Origin of the sequence: Klebsiella sp. NPDC088457 (genome assembly GCF_044900465.1) — a bacterium.
Classification (GTDB): domain Bacteria; phylum Pseudomonadota; class Gammaproteobacteria; order Enterobacterales; family Enterobacteriaceae; genus Klebsiella.
In genome coordinates this window covers 15,298-35,565 of the sequence record NZ_JBJDNH010000052.1, presented here as the reverse complement: position 1 = coordinate 35,565, position 20,268 = coordinate 15,298, and the positions used below count along the sequence as shown (strand labels likewise).

Below are 20,268 nucleotides of genomic sequence, written 5' to 3'. Positions count from 1 at the left end.
ATCGAGGATCTGACCCAGAAAGTAGGCCAAAAAGCTGGCAGCGGCGATGCGGGCGACGAACAGGTTAAAATGGGTCAGCGCGGCCAAGCCTTGCCACTCGCCCATATAGAACAGGGACGAGACGCCATAGGAGATCAGCAGCGCCGGGGCCATTACCGCGAGGATAATCCGTCGCGCCAGCGGAGCGCCGAAAATCCGCACCGTCAGGTCGGTGGCGAGAAAGATGAACGGAAAACTGAACGCGCCCCAGGTGGTATGGAAACCAAAAATGGAGATCGGTAGCTGCACCAGATAGTTACTGGAAGTGATCACCAGCAAATGGAAAAGCGCTAGCCAGAACAGCGCTTTTTTACGCTGTGACGTAGTAAAGGGACTCATATTGTGACCTTTTTAGTGGTTGGGGTGAGGGAACCCAATAAATCAATACATGCCGCGCGACTTGCCAATGCGCATGTACCAGGATGAAGCGGCAGAATGATACTGCGTTGGGCCGGTAATGCAACGGTTGTTTTTCGCGCAAACGTTAACCTGACTTGCGTAGCGGAAAAGTGGGGGTAAACTAGGGCCGTTTTGTTGATGTGAGATGAAAATGACCGAACTTTTCTCCAGCCCTGACCACACTCTGGATGCTCAGGGTCTGCGTTGCCCGGAACCGGTAATGATGGTGCGTAAGACCGTGCGCACGATGCCGGTGGGCGAGACTTTGCTGATTATTGCCGACGATCCGGCAACCACCCGCGATATTCCGGGTTTCTGCCGCTTTATGGAACATGAGCTGGTGGCGCAGGAAACGCAGGCGTTGCCCTACCGCTATCTGATCCGTAAAAGCCACTGAGTCCCGGCGCCGGCTTTACCGAGACGGTGCTGCCCACCAGACCGCTTTCCCCGCAAAGCGCCGCGCGGCCGGGGAACACGCTATCATCAACTCTGGCAGAACCCGGATGGCGGCGCGATGCGCCTTATCCGGGCTACCGACTTGCAGGTCAGTCTTTCCGCTTACTTCTTACGCAGCAACCGCAGGGCGTTCGCGGTCACCAGCACCGTCGCCCCGGTATCGGCCAGCACCGCCAGCCATAGCCCGGTTAACCCGAGCAGCGTGGTGATAAGGAAAATCCCCTTCAGCCCCAGCGCCATGGCGATATTCTGGCGGATATTGGCATGGGTGGCGCGGGCGAGGGAAATCATCTGCGCCAGGCCGGTTAAGCGGTTATGCGTTAGGGCGGCGTCTGCGGTTTCCAGCGCGACATCGGTGCCGCTGCCCATCGCGATCCCAATGCTCGCCGCCTTCATCGCCGGGGCGTCATTAATCCCGTCGCCGACCATCGCCAGCGGAGCATCGGCGTTAAGCGCCGTCACGGCCGCCACTTTATCGGCAGGCAGCAGCCCGGCGCGGAACTCCAGCCCCAGTTCGTTGGCAATCGCCGCCGCCGCTCGGGGGTTATCGCCGGTGAGAATCACCCCCTGGACCCCCAGCCGATGCAGGTCATCGACCGCCTGGCGGGCATCATCGCGCAGCGTATCCTGCAGCGCCAGAATGCCGAGCAGCGACTGCTCGCGCAGCACCAGCACCACCGTCTGTCCCGCGCTCTCCAGCTGTTGAATCTGAGCCTCATACTGCGGAGCAACGGTCTCCTTTCCCGCCGCGCAAATCAATACCCGATAACCGTCGACATCGGCCTCGATACCGGAACCCGCCAGCGCACGCTGGTCGCGAGCGAGCGGAATCGTCAGCTGCCGTTGCTGCGCTTCGCGCACGATGGCCAGCGCCAGCGGATGGCTGGATCCTTGCTCAACCGCGGCCGCCAGCGCCAGCAGGCTATTTTCATCCATCTCGTTAATGGCAAGCGCGGCGGTGACGCGCGGCTGGCCAACGGTGAGCGTTCCGGTCTTATCAAAGGCAACCTGACGCACGCGCCCCAGTTGCTCAAGCGCTGCGCCGCCCTTAATCAGGGCGCCGCGACGGGCCGCGACTGCCAGCCCGGAAGTCATTGCCGCAGGAGTGGAAATGACCAGCGCACAGGGGCAACCGATCAGCAGCAGCGTCAGACCTTTGTAGATCCACGCAAGCCAGGCCCCGGCAAAGAACAGCGGCGGGACGATGGCAACCAGCAGGGCGACAAGCATAATCGCCGGGGTATAGATTCGGCTGAAGCGGTCGATAAAACGTTCGATTGGCGCGCGCCGCTCCTCGGCTTCTTCAATCAGCTTCAGAATACGGTCGATGGCGCTATCGCCCGGTTCGGAGATAACGCTCAGCTGTACCAGCCGGTCGACGCTGGTCGCACCTGCCGCCACGCGTTCGCCTGCGTTGCGCTCGACCGGGACGGATTCCCCGGTTAAGGCGCTTTCATCAAAGCTGGCGAACGGCGACAGCAGTTGACCATCGGTAGGTAAACGGCCGCCAGCCGCCACTTCAATGACGTCGCCGGGACGCAGATCGCGCTGGGCGACGGTTTCCCTTACTCCGTCACGTAGGCGAATGGCGGTGTCGGGTTTTAACGCCATTAAGGCGCTAACGTCCTGGCGGGCGCGGCTGGCGGCCCAGCCTTCGAGGCGCTCGCCGATCAGGAACAGCAGCAGCACCATCGCCGCTTCGGCGGTGGCGCCGATAAACAGCGCTCCGATGGCGGCGACGCTCATCAGCGTTTCAATGGCAAACCAGCTGCCGCTTCTGATCAAGCGCCCGGCCTGGCGGGCTACGGGCCACAGGCCGACGAGGGTCGTCGCGATGAATGCCAGCTCGCCGAACGGGTGGTTGAACTGTTCGAGACCCCAGCTCAGCGCCATCATCAGCAGCAGGGCGATCGGCGGCAGATTCTCACGCAGACGCGAGGTTGCTGCCTGCGGCGCGTTTTCATCGCGTAGCGTATAGCCGGCAGCGCGCACCGCGCGCTCTACCCTGGCGCGGACATCGGCATCGGCATTAACCAGCAGTTTTTCGGTGGTAAATAGTACCTGTACCTGGCTGACGCCCGGCACCTGGCGCACCGCATTCTCAACCTTACGAGCACAGGCGGCGCAGTCCATTCCATCGACCAGCCAGCTATAGCGCGCGTCGTTTAATCGGTCAGCCTCGGAAGCGGTGGTACAGGTCGACTCGGTACAGCAGCTGTCGGACGGCGCGGTAGCCGGTTTGAGTGTGAATGACGAGAATTGCGGAACTTTTTTATCCTGAGCTTCTGGAGTCGACATGAGACCCTCCGGTAATGATAATTTTCTCATTACGCGGAGGATACACTCTGGAGCCGACTCCAGAGTCAAGCGCTAAATCAGAGATACAGCGCGCGGACGATCAGGAAGTGGCCGGCGAAGTAGAATGCGGCGGCGATGGCGTTATCGGCGCGGAAACGACGACGATAGTGGCTGACCAGCCAGACGATGTTGCCCAGTAGCAGGGAGGTCGCGCCGGCGAAGCCGGAGAGCGCGGTATCCGTCGGGCGGAAGAACCACAGTTCGCCCGCCAGCCACACCATCACCAGCGTCATGCCGATAAAGGTAAATACCGGCATACGCATCTCTTCCAGCCGACTCCAGATAACTGCAAACAGCAGGGCGCCAATCACCAGCAGCACCAGCGGCAGCGGCCAGAAAAACGACATCGTCATCTGGCTGGCGAACCAGATGGTATATAGCAGGTGCGACAGGAAAAACGCCCCCACTGCGTACATTATCCGCTGACGAGGCAGCAGCGTCAGCGCATCGCCCAGCAGCGAAGCACACAGCCCGGCAAGCACCAGGTAGCTGATGGCGTTGAACATCGGCGCCTGCCAGGCCAGCAGCAGCAGCAGGATCAGGGTGACGGGTTTAAAAACCCAGCGTTGCCACGTCGGGCCACGATAGGAAGCATCGACGTAAAGCCATGCGGAAAAACAGACAGCAATAAACGACCAAAGCATAGTAAGTCCTTGTATCTGTTATTATTAAGTGAGTGGCATATTTTCAGTACTGAAACTTAGTGTAGTGGTTCGGGCGGGCAGATGACAATGTTAATCAAGGCGCGGTATGCTTATTCCTGAGAATTCCTGGGGGTAAGATCGATGAGCAAGGTTCCACTGTTTTTTATGATCGTTGTGGCCATCATTGTGGTGGCAGCATCGGTTCGCTACGTCCAGCAACGACGGGAAAGTATGGATAATGACGCCGCGCCGCTGTTACAAAAGCGGGTCGTGGTGAGCAACAAGCGGGAAAAGGTGCTTAACGATCGCCGCTCGCGCCAGCAAACGGTCACCCCTGCCGGCAGCGATATGCGCTATGAGGCGAGCTTCAGGCCGGAGACCGGCGGGCTGGAAGTCAGTTTTCGCCTGGAGGAGACGCAATATCATGCGCTGAGCGTCGGCGACCGGGGAATGCTGAGTTATAAAGGCTCAAGGTTTGTCGCGTTTACGCCTGACCCCTGAGCCCGTCGCCATTACTTCTTACGCAGGGTGGCCTTGAGCTTTTTCTGCCAGGCCACCAGTTCAAACACGCCGAACACGAAAATGCGGATCTGTTCGAAGCGGCTCAGCGGCGGGGCATCTTTCGGCTGAGTGGCTTTCAGCAGCGTCAACTGCAGACCGTGCATCAGGATCATAAAGATCAGCGCGACGTTAACAAAGATATTCAGCGGCTTGGGGAAAGGCTGAAACAGATTTAACAGCAAAAACGCCCAAACGCACAGCATCAGCACGCGGCCAAAATTAATCAGCATTACTTTCTCCTTGTGCCTCACGTTGATAGAGACGGTAGGCGACCTGTCCGGCCACTTTTTCACGATACAGATGCCAGTTTTCCGGCACCGGCGGTAAGCCATTTTCAACTTCGCTCTCAACGTAGATTAGCGCTTCGTCGGCGAGCCAGCCGTTATTTTCCAGCAGGCGCAGCGTTTCTTCCAGCAGACCTTTGCGGAACGGCGGGTCGACGAACACGATATGGTGCGGCGTGCCGGGCTGGTTGAGGTAGGTAAGCGTGTTGGTGTTGACCACTTTGCCGCTATCGGCTTTCAGGGTCGCGAGATTCTTTTGCAGCTGCTGGGCGACGCCGCGCTCCATTTCCAGCAGCGTTGTGCTGCCGGCATAGCGGGAGAGCGCCTCCAGCCCCAGAGCGCCGCTGCCGGCGAAGCAATCGAGGCAGCGGGCGTCGACCATCGAGGGCGCCAGCCAGTTAAACAGGGTTTCACGCACCCGGTCGGTGGTCGGGCGCAGACCCGGGCTCTCCGGCACCGGTAATTTACGGCCCCGCCATTGCCCGCCGATAATGCGGATCTGGCCGCTGCCTGCGTGGTTTGGTTTCTTCATCTCTTTGCTCAGGTCTCAACTTTCAGCCCGCTATTCTAGCGATCGAACGCGGATGACGAAACCTTAATCCGGGGGCGGTGATGCGAGTTAAGTTAAGTGATAGACTATCCGACTAATTTCATCATTTTTCAGCTTCCGCTATTGTTATGCCGGAGCTGTGCCATGAATAAACCGCGGGAGTGTCGTCGCAAATGGCAAAAGAGAAAAAACGTGGCTTCTTTTCCTGGCTGGGCTTTGGACAAAAAGAACAGGCGCAGGAAACAGAGAGCGAACAAAAAGTAGAAGGGCAGGCCGGGGTTGCCGAATCGCATCCGGCGGCAGAGGTGCCTGAACAGACCGTGGCGACGCCAGAAGCGGATGCGGCAAGCGCACCTGCCGTGGAAAAAGAAGACCCGCAGGCTTTTGCGGCCGATATCGTCGACGTCACCGAACAGGTTGTCGGGAGCGAATTAGCGCACCCTGCTACGCCTGCGGAAGCGGTAGAGGTGCCGGCCGCAGCGGAAGAGCTGCATCAGGCGCCAGCGGTTATGGAACCCGCGCCGGTGGTCAGTGACGGCGTGGAAGAGCCCGGAGTCGAAGAGGGGGTTGCCGGGAATGTCGTCGCGGAACCGCTGGTCGAAGAGAGCATTGCGCAGCCGGCCGTCGCCGAAGCGCTGGCTGAACAGGCGCCGGAAGCGCTCATTGCCGAGCCGGAGGTCGCCGCTGTTGAAGAGGCGGTGCTGAGCGAGGAGGTCTCTGAAGAGCCGCACGATGTTGCGCTGTCTGATGAGGAACTGGACGCTCAGGCGCTGGCGGCTGATGCCGAAGCAGCAGAAGAGGCTCAGGTAGAGGATCCGGCGCAACAGGAGCAGGAAAAACCGACCAAAGAGGGCTTCTTCGCGCGCCTGAAGCGCAGCCTGATTAAAACCAAACAGAACCTCGGTTCCGGATTTATCAGTCTGTTCCGCGGCAAAAAAATCGACGATGATCTGTTTGAAGAGCTGGAAGAGCAGCTGCTGATTGCCGACGTCGGTGTGGAAACGACCCGTAAGATCATTACTAACCTGACCGAGGGCGCCAGCCGGAAACAGCTTCGCGACGCGGAAGCGCTGTATGGCCTGCTGAAAGAAGAGATGGGCGATATCCTCGCGAAAGTGGATGAGCCGCTGAATGTTGAAGGGAAAACGCCATTTGTTATTCTGATGGTCGGCGTTAACGGTGTCGGTAAAACGACCACCATTGGTAAGCTGGCGCGTCAGTTTGAGCAGCAGGGTAAATCGGTCATGCTGGCGGCGGGGGATACCTTCCGCGCCGCCGCGGTGGAACAGCTGCAGGTCTGGGGCCAGCGTAACAACATCCCGGTGATTGCTCAGCACACCGGCGCCGACTCGGCCTCGGTCATTTTCGATGCTATTCAGGCGGCGAAGGCGCGAAATGTTGACGTGCTGATTGCCGATACGGCGGGCCGTTTGCAGAACAAATCGCACCTGATGGAAGAGCTGAAAAAAATCGTCCGGGTGATGAAAAAACTGGACGAAAACGCGCCGCATGAGGTCATGCTGACGATTGACGCCAGCACCGGGCAAAATGCGATTAGCCAGGCCAAACTGTTCCATGAAGCCGTTGGGTTGACCGGCATCACGCTGACTAAGCTGGATGGCACCGCGAAAGGCGGGGTTATCTTCTCCGTCGCCGACCAGTTCGGTATTCCGATTCGCTACATTGGCGTCGGTGAACGTATTGAGGATCTGCGTCCGTTTAATGCGGGCGACTTTATTGAGGCACTTTTTGCCCGAGAGGATTAAGAATGATTCGCTTTGAACAAGTCAGCAAAGCCTATCTCGGTGGGAGACAAGCGCTGCAGGGGGTGAATTTCCACCTGCGGTCGGGCGAGATGGCATTCCTGACCGGCCACTCCGGCGCGGGGAAAAGTACCCTGCTTAAGCTTATCTGCGGGATCGAACGGCCGAGCGCCGGGAAAATTTTATTCGGCGGTCACGACATTAGCCGCCTGAAGAGCCGTGAGGTGCCGTTTTTGCGCCGGCAGATCGGCATGATTTTCCAGGACCATCACCTGCTGATGGATCGCACGGTGTTTGATAATGTGGCCATTCCGCTGATTATTGCCGGCGCCAGCGGCGACGACATCCGTCGTCGCGTGTCGGCGGCGCTGGACAAGGTCGGGCTGCTGGACAAAGCGAAAAACCTCCCTATTCAACTCTCCGGCGGTGAACAGCAGCGCGTGGGGATTGCCCGTGCGGTGGTGAATAAGCCCGCGGTGCTGCTGGCGGACGAACCCACCGGTAACCTCGATGAGGCGCTCTCGGAAGGTATTTTACGTCTGTTTGAGGAATTTAACCGCGTCGGGGTTACGGTGCTGATGGCGACGCACGACCTGGGACTGATTTCCAGTCGCTCGTATCGCATGCTGACCCTGAGCGACGGTCATATGCACGGAGGCCATTGGGGTGAATAAGCGCGACGCAATGAATCAGATTCGCCGGTTCGGCAGCAGACTCGACCGCCTGCGTAATGGCGCAGGCGCGGGCGGCGGCGGGCGCAACGCGCCGAAGCGGCCAAAACCGGCACCGAACCCGGCTTCCCGTAAGAGCAACGTCTTTAACGAGCAGGTTCGCTATGCCTGGCATGGCGCGGTGCAGGATTTGAAAAGCACGCCGCTCGCCACTTTCCTGACGATCATGGTTATCGCCATTTCGCTGACGCTGCCGAGCGTGTGCTATATGGTCTACAAAAACGTCAACAGCGCGGCGGCGCAGTACTACCCCTCACCGCAGATCACCGTTTATCTGGAGAAAACGCTGGATGACGATGCCGCGGCGCGGGTGGTCGGCCAGCTCCAGGCGGAACAAGGCGTGGAGAAGGTCAACTATCTGTCGCGGGATGAAGCGCTTGGCGAGTTCCGCAACTGGTCAGGCTTTGGCGGCGCGCTGGACATGCTGGAAGAGAACCCGCTGCCGGCGGTGGCGATTGTGGTGCCGAAGCTGGATTTCCAGAGTACCGAGGCGCTGAATACCCTTCGTGACCGGGTGACGCATATTCAGGGCGTGGATGAAGTGCGGATGGATGACAGCTGGTTTGCGCGGCTCTCTTCCCTCACCGGGCTGGTGGGCCGCGTGTCGGCGTTGATTGGCGTGCTGATGGTCGCGGCCGTGTTCCTCGTCATTGGTAACAGCGTGCGCCTGAGCATTTTTGCCCGTCGCGACACCATCAACGTGCAGAAACTGATCGGCGCCACCGATGGCTTTATCCTGCGCCCGTTCCTCTATGGCGGCGCGTTGCTGGGCTTCTGTGGCGCTTTTCTGTCGCTGATTCTGTCGGAGATTATGGTGATGCGCCTGTCCTCCGCGGTGACGGAGGTGGCGAAAGTATTCGGCACGAAGTTCGAACTCAGCGGCTTAGGTTTTGACGAGTGTCTGCTGATGCTGATCGTCTGCTCGATGATTGGTTGGGTCGCCGCCTGGCTGGCAACCGTGCAACATTTACGTCACTTTACCCCCGATTAAAAAAAGTCTGATATAATCTTTCCCTGCACTGATGAATGTCTCTCTGCAGGGAAAGAGTCCCTGTCGTCTCTTCCCTACGCTTTCATTCCCATGTCACAATTTGTGCGTAATCTACTCACATCGTTGCATGGAACTTGTGGATAAAATCACTGTCTGATACTAATGTGGGTGATATTCTCGTTGCTCATAAATGCTGGCATGTTTGTTGCCCACCTCATGGGAAGCGCAGCGCGCCAGACGATATCGATTGAGAGGATTTGAATGACCAAAGATATGCAAACTTTAGCTTTAGCCCCCGTTGGTAACCTGGAATCGTATATCCGGGCTGCGAACAGCTGGCCGATGTTATCGGCTGATGAAGAGCGGGAGCTTGCTGAAAAGCTGCATTACCAGGGCGATCTGGAAGCAGCGAAAAGGCTGATCCTGTCTCACCTGCGCTTTGTTGTTCATATTGCTCGTAATTATTCGGGCTATGGCCTGCCGCAGGCGGATCTGATTCAGGAAGGTAACATTGGCCTGATGAAAGCGGTGCGTCGTTTCAACCCGGAAGTGGGCGTGCGTCTGGTCTCCTTCGCCGTACACTGGATTAAGGCCGAAATTCATGAATACGTCCTGCGTAACTGGCGTATTGTGAAAGTCGCCACGACCAAAGCACAGCGTAAGCTGTTCTTTAACCTGCGTAAAACCAAACAGCGTCTGGGCTGGTTTAACCAGGATGAAGTCGAAATGGTGGCCCGCGAGCTGGGCGTGTCGAGCAAAGACGTACGTGAAATGGAATCACGGATGGCGGCGCAGGACATGACCTTCGATATGTCGTCGGACGACGAGTCCGATAGCCAGCCGATGGCGCCGGTGCTCTATCTGCAGGATAAAACGTCTAACTTTGCCGATGGCATTGAAGACGATAACTGGGAAGAGCAGGCGGCCAACAAGCTGACCGACGCGATGCAGGGCCTTGACGAGCGTAGCCAGGATATCATCCGCGCCCGCTGGCTGGACGAAGACAATAAGTCGACGCTGCAGGAGCTGGCGGATCGCTATGGCGTATCGGCCGAGCGCGTGCGCCAGCTTGAAAAGAACGCGATGAAGAAACTGCGCACCGCCATTGAAGCGTAACGCGCGAGCGTTGTAGCTCGCCGCTGTGCAGATACCCGATAACGCCCCACATTACGTTGGGGCGTTTTGTTTTTCTGCCTCTTCCCCGGCGGCCAGCGCCTGTGGGCACAAGGTCTGCAGGCACGCAAGCAGGATCCGGAAGGCCGGTTCCATTTGCGCCTCCGCCAGGCTGGCAAACCCCATCAATAACCCTTTCTTACGCTGCTCCGTCAGATAGTAGCGTGAGAGCGGACGCACCAGAATATGCCGGGCATTGGCCGCCCGGGCGATCGCCACGTCATCCGCTTCCTCCGGTAGATTCAGGATCAGATGCAGCCCGGCATTATCGCTGAAATCCGACAGCGCATGCGGGCTGCAATATCGTTGTATCAGCTCGGTCAGACAGGCGCGACGGCGGCTGTAAAGCAGGCGCATACGGCGAATATGCGCTGAGTAATGACCGGCGTTAATGAACTCCGCCAGCGCCATCTGAATCAACGAGTGGCCGCCGCGATAAAGCTCGGCATGGGCGCTTTTAAGATCGCCGATCAGGGGACGAGGGAGTACGACATAGCCCAGCCGTAGCCCGGGATAGAGGGTCTTACTGAAGGTCCCGACGTAGACTACCGGCGCGTCGGCGATCAGCCCCTGCAGCGCCGGGATCGGCTGGCCGGAAAAGCGAAACTCGCTGTCGTAATCGTCTTCGACGATCCAGCTGCCGTGCTGGCGAGCCAGGGCCAGTAAACGCTGACGTCGTTCCAGACTCATCACCGCGCCAAGCGGATATTGATGCGAGGGGGTGACAAAAATCAGGCGCGGGGCCTCTGCCACCGTCTCCGGCGGACACAGCCCGTTGGCATCGACGGCGATCGGAGCGGCGCGCACATCGTTCATCGCCAGTACGTGGCGAATCCCCCAGTAAGACGGCTCTTCAACCCACGCCAGATCGCCGCCGTCACACAGCATGCGCGTGACCAGATCGATCGCCTGATGGATCCCCTCGGTAATCAGAATTTGATCTGCCTGGCAGCGGACGCCGCGGGAAACTCTGAGGTAATCCACTAACGCATGTTGTAGTTCCGGCGTACCGCCGTTACAGCTGTAGCTCAGCCGTTCAGGCTTTGGGCGGCGACTGATGCGCGCCTGAATCTTGCTGAACAAGGGATGGGGAAAGGCGTTGACATCCGGCACGCCGGGGATAAATGCTCCCCATTGCCGTGGGCTGGCGCTGACGTGCGTGAGCAAATGCTGCCCGCGCCGGGACAGGTAAGGTATGGCTGCGGGTTCGCTACTGTTTTCTCCGCTTCTGTCAGCGGGAAGAAATATATCCGGCCCTGTTTTCGCGACAAATGTGCCGCTTCCTCGCCGGGAAACCACATAACCTTCCGCCAGTAATTGTTCATAAGTTGTTAATATGGTGTTTCTTGATACGCCCAGCTCTCCGGCCAAATCCCGCGAGGGAGGCAGGCGGCTCTGCGGCGGTAATGAACCGTCGAGAATCGAGCGACGAACCGCGTTATATAAGCGTTTATGCAGTAGCGGATCCGTCTCCTCCTGCAATCTGACCAGAATAAGGTCACCGACCAGTGAACGCAATTGGATCCCTCAGATAATCGAAACTGGTACTCGATTATAGAGCCAACTCCTGTGTAAATAAACGACATAGTTTCGAGATTGTTGCGATAACGTGACTCACATACAGGAGATTCAAGGGTGAAAAGTTCAGAACTGAATCAACGCCGCCAGCAGGCGACGCCGCGCGGCGTAGGCGTAATGTGCGATTATTTTGTTGAGAAGGCGGAAAACGCCACGCTGTGGGATGTGGAAGGCAACGAGGTCATCGATTTTGCTGCCGGCATCGCCGTGCTCAACACCGGCCACCGCCATGCGAAAATTGTTGCCGCCGTCGCGCAGCAGCTGCAGGCCTTTACCCACACGGCCTATCAGATTGTCCCTTACGAAAGCTATGTCTCCCTGGCGGAACGGATTAACGCGCTGGCGCCGATCGACGGGCCGGCAAAAACCGCCTTCTTCACCACCGGGGCGGAAGCCGTGGAAAACGCGGTCAAGATTGCCCGCGCCTACACCGGCCGTCCGGGACTGATCACCTTCGGCGGTGGCTTCCATGGGCGTACCTTCATGACCATGGCGCTGACCGGTAAGGTGGCCCCTTACAAAATTGGCTTCGGGCCGTTCCCCGGGTCGGTGTATCACGGGGTATATCCCAACGCCGCACACGGCATTACCACCGATGACGCCATGAAAAGCCTGGAGCGTATTTTTAAAGCCGACATCGCTGCGGACCAGGTGGCGGCAATAATCCTCGAGCCCATTCAGGGAGAAGGCGGTTTCAACGTCGCTCCCGCTGAGTTCATGCAGGCGCTGCGTACGCTGTGCGACACCCACGGTATTCTGCTGATTGCCGATGAGGTGCAAACGGGCTTTGCGCGTACCGGTAAGCTGTTTGCGATGCAACATTATGCTGTGAAACCGGACCTGATGACGATGGCGAAAAGTCTGGCCGGCGGTTTCCCGCTGTCCGGCGTAGTCGGCCGCGCCGAGGTGATGGATGCGCCGGCGCCGGGTGGGCTTGGCGGCACCTATGCCGGTAACCCGCTGGCGGTGGCTGCCGCGCATGCGGTCCTTGACGTTATCGAAGAAGAGCAGCTTTGCCAGCGCGCCGGGCGGCTCGGTAGCCAGCTGCAAGAGGTGCTGAATCAGGCTCGTGAGTATTGCCCGGCGATTGTCGATGTTCGCGGGCAGGGGTCGATGGTGGCCGTGGAGTTTAACGATCCGCACACCGGCGCGCCGTCACCGGAATTTACCCGCCAGATCCAGCAGAGGGCGCAGGAACAGGGCCTGCTGCTGCTGAGCTGCGGCGTCTATGGCAACGTGATCCGTTTCCTGTATCCGTTAACGATCCCTGATGCGCAGTTCGCCAAAGCGCTGGATATTCTGGCGCGGGTACTGAAGGGCTAACGTGTCCCAATTCTGTGCGGCGGCAGAGAAGCCAAACCACACAGGCGCCAACGCGCCACTGCCGCCTGGATGTTTGATGTCATCCTCCACCGCGTCCGGTTGCTTCCGGCGCGGTTTTTTATTTGTCACTTATCTGTTACATAACCCACAATTTTGTCATTTCAAATTCTCCAGAATGACGGTATGTTTAGCATAGTGTGCTGCGAAAGCGCAGGCGGCAGACCTTAATTCAGTCGTCATATGCTTTACTTATGACTAAAATTAGAATAATGCGCTAATAAACAACATCACAACGAATGCAAAAAACCATAATAATGGGGAGCCTCAGGATGAACATGAAGGGTAAAGCGTTACTGGCAGGATGTATCGCCTTAATAATGAGCAATGCCGCGCTTGCTGAAGACATCAAAATTGCCGTGGTTGGCGCGATGTCAGGTCCGGTGGCACAGTATGGCGACCAGGAGTTTACCGGTGCCGAGCAGGCGGTGGCCGATATCAACGCGAAAGGCGGAATCAAAGGCAATAAGCTGCAGATCGTTAAATATGACGATGCCTGTGACCCGAAACAGGCGGTAGCGGTAGCCAACAAAGTGGTCAACGACGGTATTAAGTACGTTATCGGCCACTTATGCTCTTCCTCGACTCAGCCGGCGTCCGATATCTATGAAGACGAAGGCATTCTGATGATCACCCCGGCGGCCACCGCTCCGGAGCTGACCGCGCGCGGCTATAAAATGATCCTGCGTACCACCGGCCTGGATTCTGACCAGGGCCCAACGGCGGCGAAATACATCATCGAGAAAGTAAAGCCTCAGCGTATCGCTATCGTCCATGACAAGCAGCAATATGGCGAAGGTCTGGCGCGAGCGGTGCAGGACGGCCTGAAGAAGGGCGGCGCTAACGTGGTGTTCTTTGACGGTATCACCGCCGGTGAGAAAGATTTCTCCACCCTGGTGGCGCGTCTGAAGAAAGAAAACATCGACTTCGTCTATTACGGCGGCTACCACCCGGAAATGGGCCAAATTCTGCGTCAGTCCCGCGCGGCCGGCCTGAAAACGCAGTTTATGGGGCCGGAGGGCGTAGCGAACGTCTCTCTGTCTAACATTGCCGGCCAGTCGGCTGAAGGCATGCTGGTTACCAAGCCGAAGAACTACGATCAGGTTCCGGCGAACAAACCGATTGTGGATGCGATCAACGCGAAGAAACAGGACCCGAGCGGCGCATTCGTCTGGACGACCTATGCAGCCATTCAGTCGCTGCAGGCAGGCCTGAATCAGTCCGAAGACCCGGCGGCCATCGCGACATACCTGAAGGCGAATTCAGTGGATACCGTCATGGGGCCGCTGTCATGGGATGAGAAGGGCGACCTGAAAGGCTTTGAGTTCGGGGTGTTTACCTGGCATGCGGATGGTACCGCCACCGACGCCAAATAATTTAACCTTCGCCTCTCGCGCCGCAGGTGCGTTGGCGGCGTTCTTCAACCCCGGTCACTTACTGATGTAAGCTCCCGGGGATTTCTCCGCTGGCGCTACGCTTACCGGGGCTACGGTTACAGGTAGTCCCGGTAAGGCGCTTCCGCCGACGCGGCGTCTAGCGGAGCTCCCTTTGCCAAGCGCTCTGCTGCGCACTAAAGCCCAGCGCCTGCATAAACGCGGACATTACCGCCTTATCTTCCACCCCCGCGTCGCTGACCCGCCAGCGCTTGATCTGCGGATTGTCCTGCAGCAGCTCTTCGACTAAATACTGCCCGACGCCGCGACGGCGGGTGACTTCGCGTACGCACAGCGCGCTAAGCTCACCGTCTGTACCGCGCAGGGTGACGCGCGCGGCGGCCAGCAGGCGCTCGTTAAAGCGGGCGGCGTAAACCCGGTGCTGATCATCCATCGGGATGGCGGCGAGATCCTGCGACGGCCAGATTTTCCCCAGGTCGATGCGATCCTGATCGCTGAAGTGCGATAAACGAATAATGGTCAGTTTCATGCTCGATGCGTCCAGTCAAAACGGATAGGCCAGTGTACCCAAATTTATGACCAGAAGGGGCGCTGTTTTTCCGGCATTCAGCAGGGGATTCGTTTTCGTGGAGAAGTTGGGGCAGCGCAATCCGTCATGGATCGAAAAATAAGCAGAATTTTAACCTAATGTGCAGCGTTTTATTCCGCCTTATGTATCGTTATTTTATGCTGTGAACTGGACTTTTTTTTGTTTATCTTCACTGAAATACAGAATATTATCTTTGCTTAATCGCCTGAAATATAGAGATTTTAATCTGAATTCAGGTAAAAAACTGCGCTAAACCATTAAAGATAATGGTAAAAGTAGCGTTGTTTAATAAAAGCACAGAATGCTTTTTAACCATAAAAATACAAAATATTTACACCACATCTCGAACGGGGTTCTGAAGCATGAAAAGGAACGCGAAAACCATTATTGCGGGGGTCGTCGCACTGGCGATGTCGCACGCGGTCATGGCCAAGGATATTAAAGTCGCCGTTGTCGGCGCGATGTCTGGCCCGGTAGCCCAATGGGGCGACATGGAGTTCAACGGCGCACGTCAGGCTATCAAAGACATTAACGCTCAGGGCGGGATTAAGGGCGATAAGCTGGTTGGCGTCGAGTACGATGATGCCTGCGACCCGAAACAGGCCGTGGCAGTGGCGAACAAAATCGTCAACGAGGGCATTAAGTATGTTATCGGCCATCTGTGCTCGTCTTCCACGCAGCCGGCGTCTGATATCTATGAAGATGAAGGCATTCTGATGATCTCTCCGGGGGCCACCAACCCGGAACTGACCCAGCGCGGCTATCAGTACATCATGCGCACCGCGGGTCTGGACTCTTCGCAGGGGCCGACCGCGGCGAAATACATTCTGGAAACCGTGAAACCGCAGCGTATCGCCATTATTCACGACAAGCAGCAGTATGGCGAAGGGCTGGCCCGCTCGGTGCAGGAGAGTCTGAAGAAAGGCAATGCCAATATTGTCTTCTTTGACGGTATCACCGCCGGTGAGAAAGACTTCTCCGCGCTGCTGGCGCGTCTGAAGAAAGAGAATATCGACTTCGTTTATTACGGCGGCTACTACCCGGAAATGGGCCAGATGCTGCGCCAGGCGCGCTCCGTTGGTCTGAAAACCGTCTTTATGGGCCCGGAAGGCGTCGGCAACGCCTCGCTGTCTAACATCGCCGGCGCGGCGGCGGAAGGCATGCTGGTGACAATGCCGAAACGTTATGACCAGGATCCGGCGAACGGCGCTATCGTCGAGGCGTTGAAGGCAGAGAAGAAAGATCCGAGCGGTCCGTACGTCTGGATCACCTACGCTGCCGTGCAGTCTTTAGCGCAGGCGATGGACAGAAGCGGCAGTCAGGAACCGCTGGATTTAATCAAAGATCTGAAAGCTCACGGGGCGAAAACCGTGATTGGGCCGCTGAATTGGGACGAAAAAGGCGATTTGAAGGGATTTGAGTTTGGTGTCTTCCAGTGGCATGCGGATGGTTCATCCTCTGTCGCGAAATAAGATGCGTTATCCCACCGCCCGCGGCCAGCGGGCGGCATGAAAAAGGTTACCTTATGTCCGAGCAGTTTCTCTACTTTCTGCAGCAGATGTTTAACGGCGTCACGCTGGGCAGCACCTATGCGCTGATCGCCATCGGCTACACCATGGTCTACGGCATTATCGGCATGATCAACTTCGCCCACGGCGAGGTGTACATGATTGGCAGCTACGTCTCTTTCATGATCATCGCGGCGCTGATGATGATGGGAATTGATACCAGCTGGCTGCTGGTGGCCGCCGGCTTTGTCGGGGCGATTATTATCGCCAGCGCCTACGGCTGGAGCATTGAACGCGTGGCCTACCGGCCGGTGCGCAGCTCTAAACGCCTGATTGCGTTGATTTCCGCCATCGGGATGTCGATTTTCCTGCAAAACTACGTCAGCCTGACGGAAGGCTCGCGCGACGTGGCGCTGCCAAGCCTGTTCAACGGCCAGTGGATCATTGGCAGCAGCGAAAACTTTGCGGCCACCGTCACCACGATGCAGCTGGTGATCTGGGTCGTGACCTTTGTGGCGATGCTGGCGCTGACGCTGTTTATCCGCTATTCACGCATGGGTCGCGCCTGCCGTGCCTGTGCTGAAGATCTCAAAATGGCGAGCCTGCTCGGGATTAACACCGACCGGGTGATTGCTCTGACGTTTGTGATCGGCGCGGCGATGGCGGCGGTGGCCGGCGTGCTGCTGGGCCAGTTCTATGGCGTTATCAACCCGTATATCGGCTTTATGGCCGGGATGAAAGCCTTCACCGCGGCGGTACTGGGCGGTATCGGCAGTATCCCGGGGGCGATGATCGGCGGCCTGATCCTCGGTATCGCCGAAGCGCTCTCCTCGGCCTATCTCAGCACGGAATATAAAGACGTCGTCTCCTTCGCGCTGCTGATCCTGGTGCTGTTGGTCATGCCTACCGGCATTCTGGGTCGCCCGGAGGTAGAGAAAGTATGAAACCGATGCATATTGCAATGGCGCTGCTGTCCGCGGTGATGTTCTTCGTTCTGGCGGGCGTTTTTATGGGCGTGCAGCTGGAGCTGGACGGCACCAAACTGGTGGTCGATACCGCCGCCGATATTCGCTGGCAGTGGATCTTCATCGGCACCGCAGTGGTCTTCTTGTTTCAGCTGATGCGTCCGCTGTTCCAGAAAACGATGAAGAACGTCTCCGGGCCGAAGTTTATTATGCCGGCCATCGATGGTTCAACGGTGAAGCAGAAGCTGTTCCTGCTGGCGCTGCTGGTTATCGCCGTGGCGTGGCCGTTTATGGTGTCGCGCGGGACGGTGGATATCGCCACCCTGACCATGATTTATATCATTCTCGGCCTGGGTCTTAACGTGGTGGTGGGGCTGTCCGGCCTGCTGGTGCTGGGCTACGGCGGTTTCTATGCCATCGGCGCCTACACCTTTGCGCTGCTGAATCACTACTACGGCCTCGGCTTCTGGACCTGTCTGCCGCTGGCAGGGCTGGTGTCCGCCGCCGCGGGCTTCCTGCTGGGCTTCCCGGTGCTGCGCCTGCGCGGCGACTATCTGGCGATCGTCACCCTCGGCTTCGGCGAAATCGTCCGTATCTTGCTGCTCAATAATACCGACGTGACCGGCGGCCCCAACGGCATCAGCCAGATTCCTAAGCCGACGCTGTTTGGCCTTGAGTTTAGCCGCAGCGCCCGCGAAGGCGGCTGGGATACCTTCAGTAACTTCTTCGGCCTCAAGTATGACCCCGGCGATCGGGTGATTTTCCTTTATCTGGTGGCGCTGCTGCTGGTGGTGCTGTCGCTGTTTGTGATTAACCGTCTGCTGCGTATGCCGCTGGGCCGCGCATGGGAAGCGCTGCGTGAAGATGAGATTGCCTGCCGGTCGCTGGGTCTGAGCCCAACGCGCATCAAGCTCACCGCCTTTACCATCAGCGCCGCGTTTGCCGGTTTCGCCGGGACGCTGTTCGCCGCGCGCCAGGGCTTTGTCAGCCCGGAATCCTTCACCTTTGCCGAGTCGGCTTTTGTGCTGGCGATTGTGGTTCTCGGCGGGATGGGATCGCAGTTTGCGGTGATTCTCGCCGCCGTGCTGCTGGTGGTGTCGCGCGAGCTGATGCGTGATTTCAACGAATACAGCATGTTGATGCTGGGTGGTTTGATGGTGCTGATGATGATCTGGCGTCCGCAGGGTCTGCTGCCGATGACGCGTCCGCAGCTGAAGCTGAAAAAAGGTCAGGCGAAAGGAGAGCAGGCATGAGTCAGCCATTATTATCCGTCAGCGGCCTGATGATGCGCTTTGGCGGCCTGCTGGCGGTCAACAACGTGTCGCTGGAGCTGCACCCCCAGGAGATCGTGTCGCTGATTGGCCCTAACGGCGCCGGGAAAACCACGGTCTTCAACTGCCTGACCGGTTTTTATAAGCCGACCGGCGGCAGCATCATGCTGCGCGATCAGCATCTGGAAGGGCTGCCGGGGCAGCAGATCGCCCGAATGGGCGTCGTCCGTACCTTCCAGCACGTGCGCCTGTTCCGTGAAATGACGGTGATTGAAAACCTGCTGGTGGCGCAACATCAGCAGTTGAAAACCGGGGTCTTCTCCGGCCTGCTGAAAACGCCGTCCTTCCGCCGCGCGCAGAGCGAAGCGCTGGACCGTGCCGCCACCTGGCTGGAGCGTATTGGCCTGCTGGAGCATGCTAACCGCCAGGCCAGCAACCTGGCCTACGGTGACCAGCGGCGGCTGGAAATTGCCCGCTGCATGGTGACCCAGCCGGAAATCCTGATGCTGGATGAACCGGCGGCCGGCCTGAACCCGAAAGAGACCAAAGAGCTGGACGAGCTGATCGCCGAGCTGCGCAGTCATCACAACACCACCATCCTGCTGATTGAACATGATATGAAGCTGGTGATGGGTATTTCCGATCGTATTTACGTGGTCAACCAGGGCACGCCGTTGGCTAACGGTACGCCGGAAGAGATCCGCAACAACCCGGACGTGATCCGCGCATACCTTGGTGAGGCATAAGTATGGAAAAAGTGATGTTATCTTTTGACAACGTAAGCGCCCACTACGGCAAGATTCAGGCGTTGCATAACGTCAGTCTGCACATTAATCAGGGGGAAATCGTCACCCTGATTGGCGCGAACGGCGCGGGTAAAACCACGCTGCTCGGCACTCTGTGCGGCGATCCGCGCGCCTCCAGCGGGAAAGTGGTTTTTGATGGTAAAGACATCACCGACTGGCAAACCGCGAAAATCATGCGCGAAGCGGTGGCGATTGTCCCGGAAGGGCGTCGCGTCTTCTCGCGTATGACGGTTGAAGAGAACCTGGCGATGGGCGGCTTTTTTGCCGATCGTGACCAGTTTCAGAGCCGTATTCAGTGGGTCTACGAACTGTTCCCGCGGCTGCTCGAACGCCGTATTCAACGGGCGGGGACCATGTCTGGCGGCGAGCAGCAGATGCTGGCGATTGGCCGCGCGTTGATGAGTCAGCCGCGCCTGCTGCTGCTTGACGAACCCTCGCTGGGGCTGGCGCCGATCATCATCCAGCAGATTTTCAACACCATCGAACAGCTGCGCGAGCAGGGGATGACCATTTTCCTCGTCGAACAGAACGCTAACCAGGCGCTGAAGCTGGCTGACCGCGGCTATGTGCTGGAAAACGGTCATGTGGTGCTGGAAGATACCGGCGAGCGGCTTCTGGCCAACGAGGCGGTACGTAGCGCCTATCTCGGCGGGTAATGACCCTGCCAGAAACGATAATTCTGTAGCCCGGACGAGGCGTTGCTACCGACTCCGGGAAAGCGATAGGGCTGACACGCTCAGCGCATTTCCCCCGACGCGACGTCCGGCCGGGCTACTGACTTCACGGTTTGCCGATTTTTTACGTCTTTATATTCAACGGCGTGCCGTA

The 20,268-nt window shown here is 58.1% G+C and carries 20 protein-coding genes; 13 read left to right on the top strand and 7 right to left on the bottom strand.

What is annotated here, in order from left to right:
- Window positions 1-378: queuosine precursor transporter (locus ACI2JR_RS24280; protein WP_462479656.1), on the bottom strand; the 378-nt coding region annotated here is incomplete at its 3' end.
- A gap of 211 nt (window positions 379-589) precedes the next feature.
- Between ACI2JR_RS24280 and tusA the strand changes: the two genes are divergently transcribed.
- Window positions 590-835, top strand: a complete 246-nt coding sequence (gene tusA, locus ACI2JR_RS24275; RefSeq protein ID WP_132729439.1) for a sulfurtransferase TusA — start codon at window positions 590-592, stop codon at window positions 833-835.
- Between the two features lie 161 nt (window positions 836-996).
- On the opposite strand, the gene zntA is transcribed toward tusA, so the two are convergent.
- Entirely contained in the window at window positions 997-3,192 is a 2,196-nt protein-coding gene (gene zntA, locus ACI2JR_RS24270) for a Zn(II)/Cd(II)/Pb(II) translocating P-type ATPase ZntA (RefSeq protein ID WP_462479655.1), read from the bottom strand.
- A gap of 77 nt (window positions 3,193-3,269) precedes the next feature.
- Window positions 3,270-3,896: a lysoplasmalogenase gene (locus ACI2JR_RS24265; protein ID WP_132729441.1), complete on the bottom strand. Its 627-nt coding sequence runs from the start codon at window positions 3,894-3,896 to the stop codon at window positions 3,270-3,272.
- Between the two features lie 141 nt (window positions 3,897-4,037).
- Here ACI2JR_RS24265 and ACI2JR_RS24260 point away from each other — a divergent pair, with 141 nt between their 5' ends.
- Window positions 4,038-4,397 (top strand): DUF2500 domain-containing protein, encoded by a 360-nt coding sequence (locus ACI2JR_RS24260; RefSeq protein ID WP_165905705.1) that lies wholly within the window; start codon window positions 4,038-4,040, stop codon window positions 4,395-4,397.
- 11 nt (window positions 4,398-4,408) lie between these two features.
- On the opposite strand, the gene ACI2JR_RS24255 is transcribed toward ACI2JR_RS24260, so the two are convergent.
- The gene (locus ACI2JR_RS24255) at window positions 4,409-4,687 is read right to left on the bottom strand and encodes a DUF1145 family protein (RefSeq protein ID WP_100686594.1); all 279 of its coding nucleotides are present in this window, start codon (window positions 4,685-4,687) and stop codon (window positions 4,409-4,411) included.
- Complete coding sequence (gene rsmD / locus ACI2JR_RS24250) at window positions 4,677-5,273, bottom strand: 16S rRNA (guanine(966)-N(2))-methyltransferase (protein WP_132729443.1); 597 nt, start codon at window positions 5,271-5,273, stop codon at window positions 4,677-4,679. Before rsmD ends, ACI2JR_RS24255 begins: the two co-directional genes overlap by 11 nt.
- Window positions 5,274-5,464: 191 nt before the next feature.
- Here rsmD and ftsY point away from each other — a divergent pair, with 191 nt between their 5' ends.
- From ftsY to rpoH, 4 genes are all read left to right on the top strand, one after another.
- Window positions 5,465-7,057: a signal recognition particle-docking protein FtsY gene (ftsY, locus tag ACI2JR_RS24245; protein ID WP_462479654.1), complete on the top strand. Its 1,593-nt coding sequence runs from the start codon at window positions 5,465-5,467 to the stop codon at window positions 7,055-7,057.
- Window positions 7,058-7,059: 2 nt separating this feature from the next.
- Window positions 7,060-7,728, top strand: a complete 669-nt coding sequence (gene ftsE / locus ACI2JR_RS24240) for a cell division ATP-binding protein FtsE (RefSeq protein ID WP_132729445.1) — start codon at window positions 7,060-7,062, stop codon at window positions 7,726-7,728.
- Window positions 7,721-8,776, top strand: a complete 1,056-nt coding sequence (gene ftsX / locus ACI2JR_RS24235) for a permease-like cell division protein FtsX (RefSeq protein WP_132729446.1) — start codon at window positions 7,721-7,723, stop codon at window positions 8,774-8,776. Before ftsE ends, ftsX begins: the two co-directional genes overlap by 8 nt.
- A 261-nt stretch (window positions 8,777-9,037) precedes the next feature.
- Window positions 9,038-9,892: an RNA polymerase sigma factor RpoH gene (rpoH, locus tag ACI2JR_RS24230; RefSeq protein WP_004868561.1), complete on the top strand. Its 855-nt coding sequence runs from the start codon at window positions 9,038-9,040 to the stop codon at window positions 9,890-9,892.
- A 51-nt stretch (window positions 9,893-9,943) separates the two neighbouring features.
- Here the strand turns inward: rpoH and ACI2JR_RS24225 are convergent, their stop codons facing one another.
- Window positions 9,944-11,467 carry a MocR-like pyridoxine biosynthesis transcription factor PdxR gene (locus ACI2JR_RS24225; protein ID WP_132729447.1) on the bottom strand — a complete coding sequence of 508 codons (1,524 nt, stop codon included), beginning with the start codon at window positions 11,465-11,467 and terminating at the stop codon, window positions 9,944-9,946.
- Window positions 11,468-11,584: 117 nt separating this feature from the next.
- On the opposite strand from ACI2JR_RS24225, the gene ACI2JR_RS24220 reads away from it, so the two are divergent.
- Window positions 11,585-12,850 carry a 4-aminobutyrate--2-oxoglutarate transaminase gene (locus ACI2JR_RS24220; RefSeq protein ID WP_462479653.1) on the top strand — a complete coding sequence of 422 codons (1,266 nt, stop codon included), beginning with the start codon at window positions 11,585-11,587 and terminating at the stop codon, window positions 12,848-12,850.
- Window positions 12,851-13,179: 329 nt separating this feature from the next.
- The gene (livJ, locus tag ACI2JR_RS24215) at window positions 13,180-14,283 is read left to right on the top strand and encodes a branched chain amino acid ABC transporter substrate-binding protein LivJ (RefSeq protein ID WP_462479652.1); all 1,104 of its coding nucleotides are present in this window, start codon (window positions 13,180-13,182) and stop codon (window positions 14,281-14,283) included.
- Window positions 14,284-14,440: 157 nt separating this feature from the next.
- Here the strand turns inward: livJ and panM are convergent, their stop codons facing one another.
- Window positions 14,441-14,830, bottom strand: coding sequence for an aspartate 1-decarboxylase autocleavage activator PanM (gene panM, locus ACI2JR_RS24210; protein ID WP_462479651.1), 390 nt, complete (start codon window positions 14,828-14,830; stop codon window positions 14,441-14,443).
- Between the two features lie 422 nt (window positions 14,831-15,252).
- On the opposite strand from panM, the gene livK reads away from it, so the two are divergent.
- The 5 genes from livK to livF are packed head-to-tail and all read left to right on the top strand — an operon-like array spanning window position 15,253 to window position 20,096.
- Window positions 15,253-16,362: a high-affinity branched-chain amino acid ABC transporter substrate-binding protein LivK gene (livK, locus tag ACI2JR_RS24205; RefSeq protein ID WP_132729451.1), complete on the top strand. Its 1,110-nt coding sequence runs from the start codon at window positions 15,253-15,255 to the stop codon at window positions 16,360-16,362.
- A 53-nt stretch (window positions 16,363-16,415) separates the two neighbouring features.
- On the top strand, window positions 16,416-17,342 hold the full coding sequence (livH, locus tag ACI2JR_RS24200) for a high-affinity branched-chain amino acid ABC transporter permease LivH (protein WP_132729452.1): 927 nt from the start codon (window positions 16,416-16,418) through the stop codon (window positions 17,340-17,342).
- Complete coding sequence (gene livM / locus ACI2JR_RS24195) at window positions 17,339-18,616, top strand: branched chain amino acid ABC transporter permease LivM (protein WP_132729453.1); 1,278 nt, start codon at window positions 17,339-17,341, stop codon at window positions 18,614-18,616. The genes livH and livM overlap by 4 nt, the downstream gene beginning before the upstream one ends.
- Window positions 18,613-19,380: a high-affinity branched-chain amino acid ABC transporter ATP-binding protein LivG gene (livG, locus tag ACI2JR_RS24190; RefSeq protein WP_132729454.1), complete on the top strand. Its 768-nt coding sequence runs from the start codon at window positions 18,613-18,615 to the stop codon at window positions 19,378-19,380. The genes livM and livG overlap by 4 nt, the downstream gene beginning before the upstream one ends.
- Before the next feature lie 2 nt (window positions 19,381-19,382).
- Complete coding sequence (gene livF / locus ACI2JR_RS24185) at window positions 19,383-20,096, top strand: high-affinity branched-chain amino acid ABC transporter ATP-binding protein LivF (RefSeq protein ID WP_132729455.1); 714 nt, start codon at window positions 19,383-19,385, stop codon at window positions 20,094-20,096.
- Window positions 20,097-20,268: the final 172 nt, after the last annotated feature.

Excerpts from the sequence above, each read along its gene's own strand:
- tusA (WP_132729439.1), top strand. The coding sequence starts at position 590 with ATGACCGAACTTTTCTCCAGCCCTGACCACACTCTGGATGCTCAGGGT.
- zntA (WP_462479655.1), bottom strand. The coding sequence starts at position 3,192 with ATGTCGACTCCAGAAGCTCAGGATAAAAAAGTTCCGCAATTCTCGTCA.
- ACI2JR_RS24265 (WP_132729441.1), bottom strand. The coding sequence starts at position 3,896 with ATGCTTTGGTCGTTTATTGCTGTCTGTTTTTCCGCATGGCTTTACGTC.
- ACI2JR_RS24260 (WP_165905705.1), top strand. The coding sequence starts at position 4,038 with ATGAGCAAGGTTCCACTGTTTTTTATGATCGTTGTGGCCATCATTGTG.
- ACI2JR_RS24255 (WP_100686594.1), bottom strand. The coding sequence starts at position 4,687 with ATGCTGATTAATTTTGGCCGCGTGCTGATGCTGTGCGTTTGGGCGTTT.
- rsmD (WP_132729443.1), bottom strand. The coding sequence starts at position 5,273 with ATGAAGAAACCAAACCACGCAGGCAGCGGCCAGATCCGCATTATCGGC.
- ftsY (WP_462479654.1), top strand. The coding sequence starts at position 5,465 with ATGGCAAAAGAGAAAAAACGTGGCTTCTTTTCCTGGCTGGGCTTTGGA.
- ftsE (WP_132729445.1), top strand. The coding sequence starts at position 7,060 with ATGATTCGCTTTGAACAAGTCAGCAAAGCCTATCTCGGTGGGAGACAA.
- rpoH (WP_004868561.1), top strand. The coding sequence starts at position 9,038 with ATGACCAAAGATATGCAAACTTTAGCTTTAGCCCCCGTTGGTAACCTG.
- livJ (WP_462479652.1), top strand. The coding sequence starts at position 13,180 with ATGAACATGAAGGGTAAAGCGTTACTGGCAGGATGTATCGCCTTAATA.
- panM (WP_462479651.1), bottom strand. The coding sequence starts at position 14,830 with ATGAAACTGACCATTATTCGTTTATCGCACTTCAGCGATCAGGATCGC.
- livK (WP_132729451.1), top strand. The coding sequence starts at position 15,253 with ATGAAAAGGAACGCGAAAACCATTATTGCGGGGGTCGTCGCACTGGCG.
- livH (WP_132729452.1), top strand. The coding sequence starts at position 16,416 with ATGTCCGAGCAGTTTCTCTACTTTCTGCAGCAGATGTTTAACGGCGTC.
- livM (WP_132729453.1), top strand. The coding sequence starts at position 17,339 with ATGAAACCGATGCATATTGCAATGGCGCTGCTGTCCGCGGTGATGTTC.
- livG (WP_132729454.1), top strand. The coding sequence starts at position 18,613 with ATGAGTCAGCCATTATTATCCGTCAGCGGCCTGATGATGCGCTTTGGC.
- livF (WP_132729455.1), top strand. The coding sequence starts at position 19,383 with ATGGAAAAAGTGATGTTATCTTTTGACAACGTAAGCGCCCACTACGGC.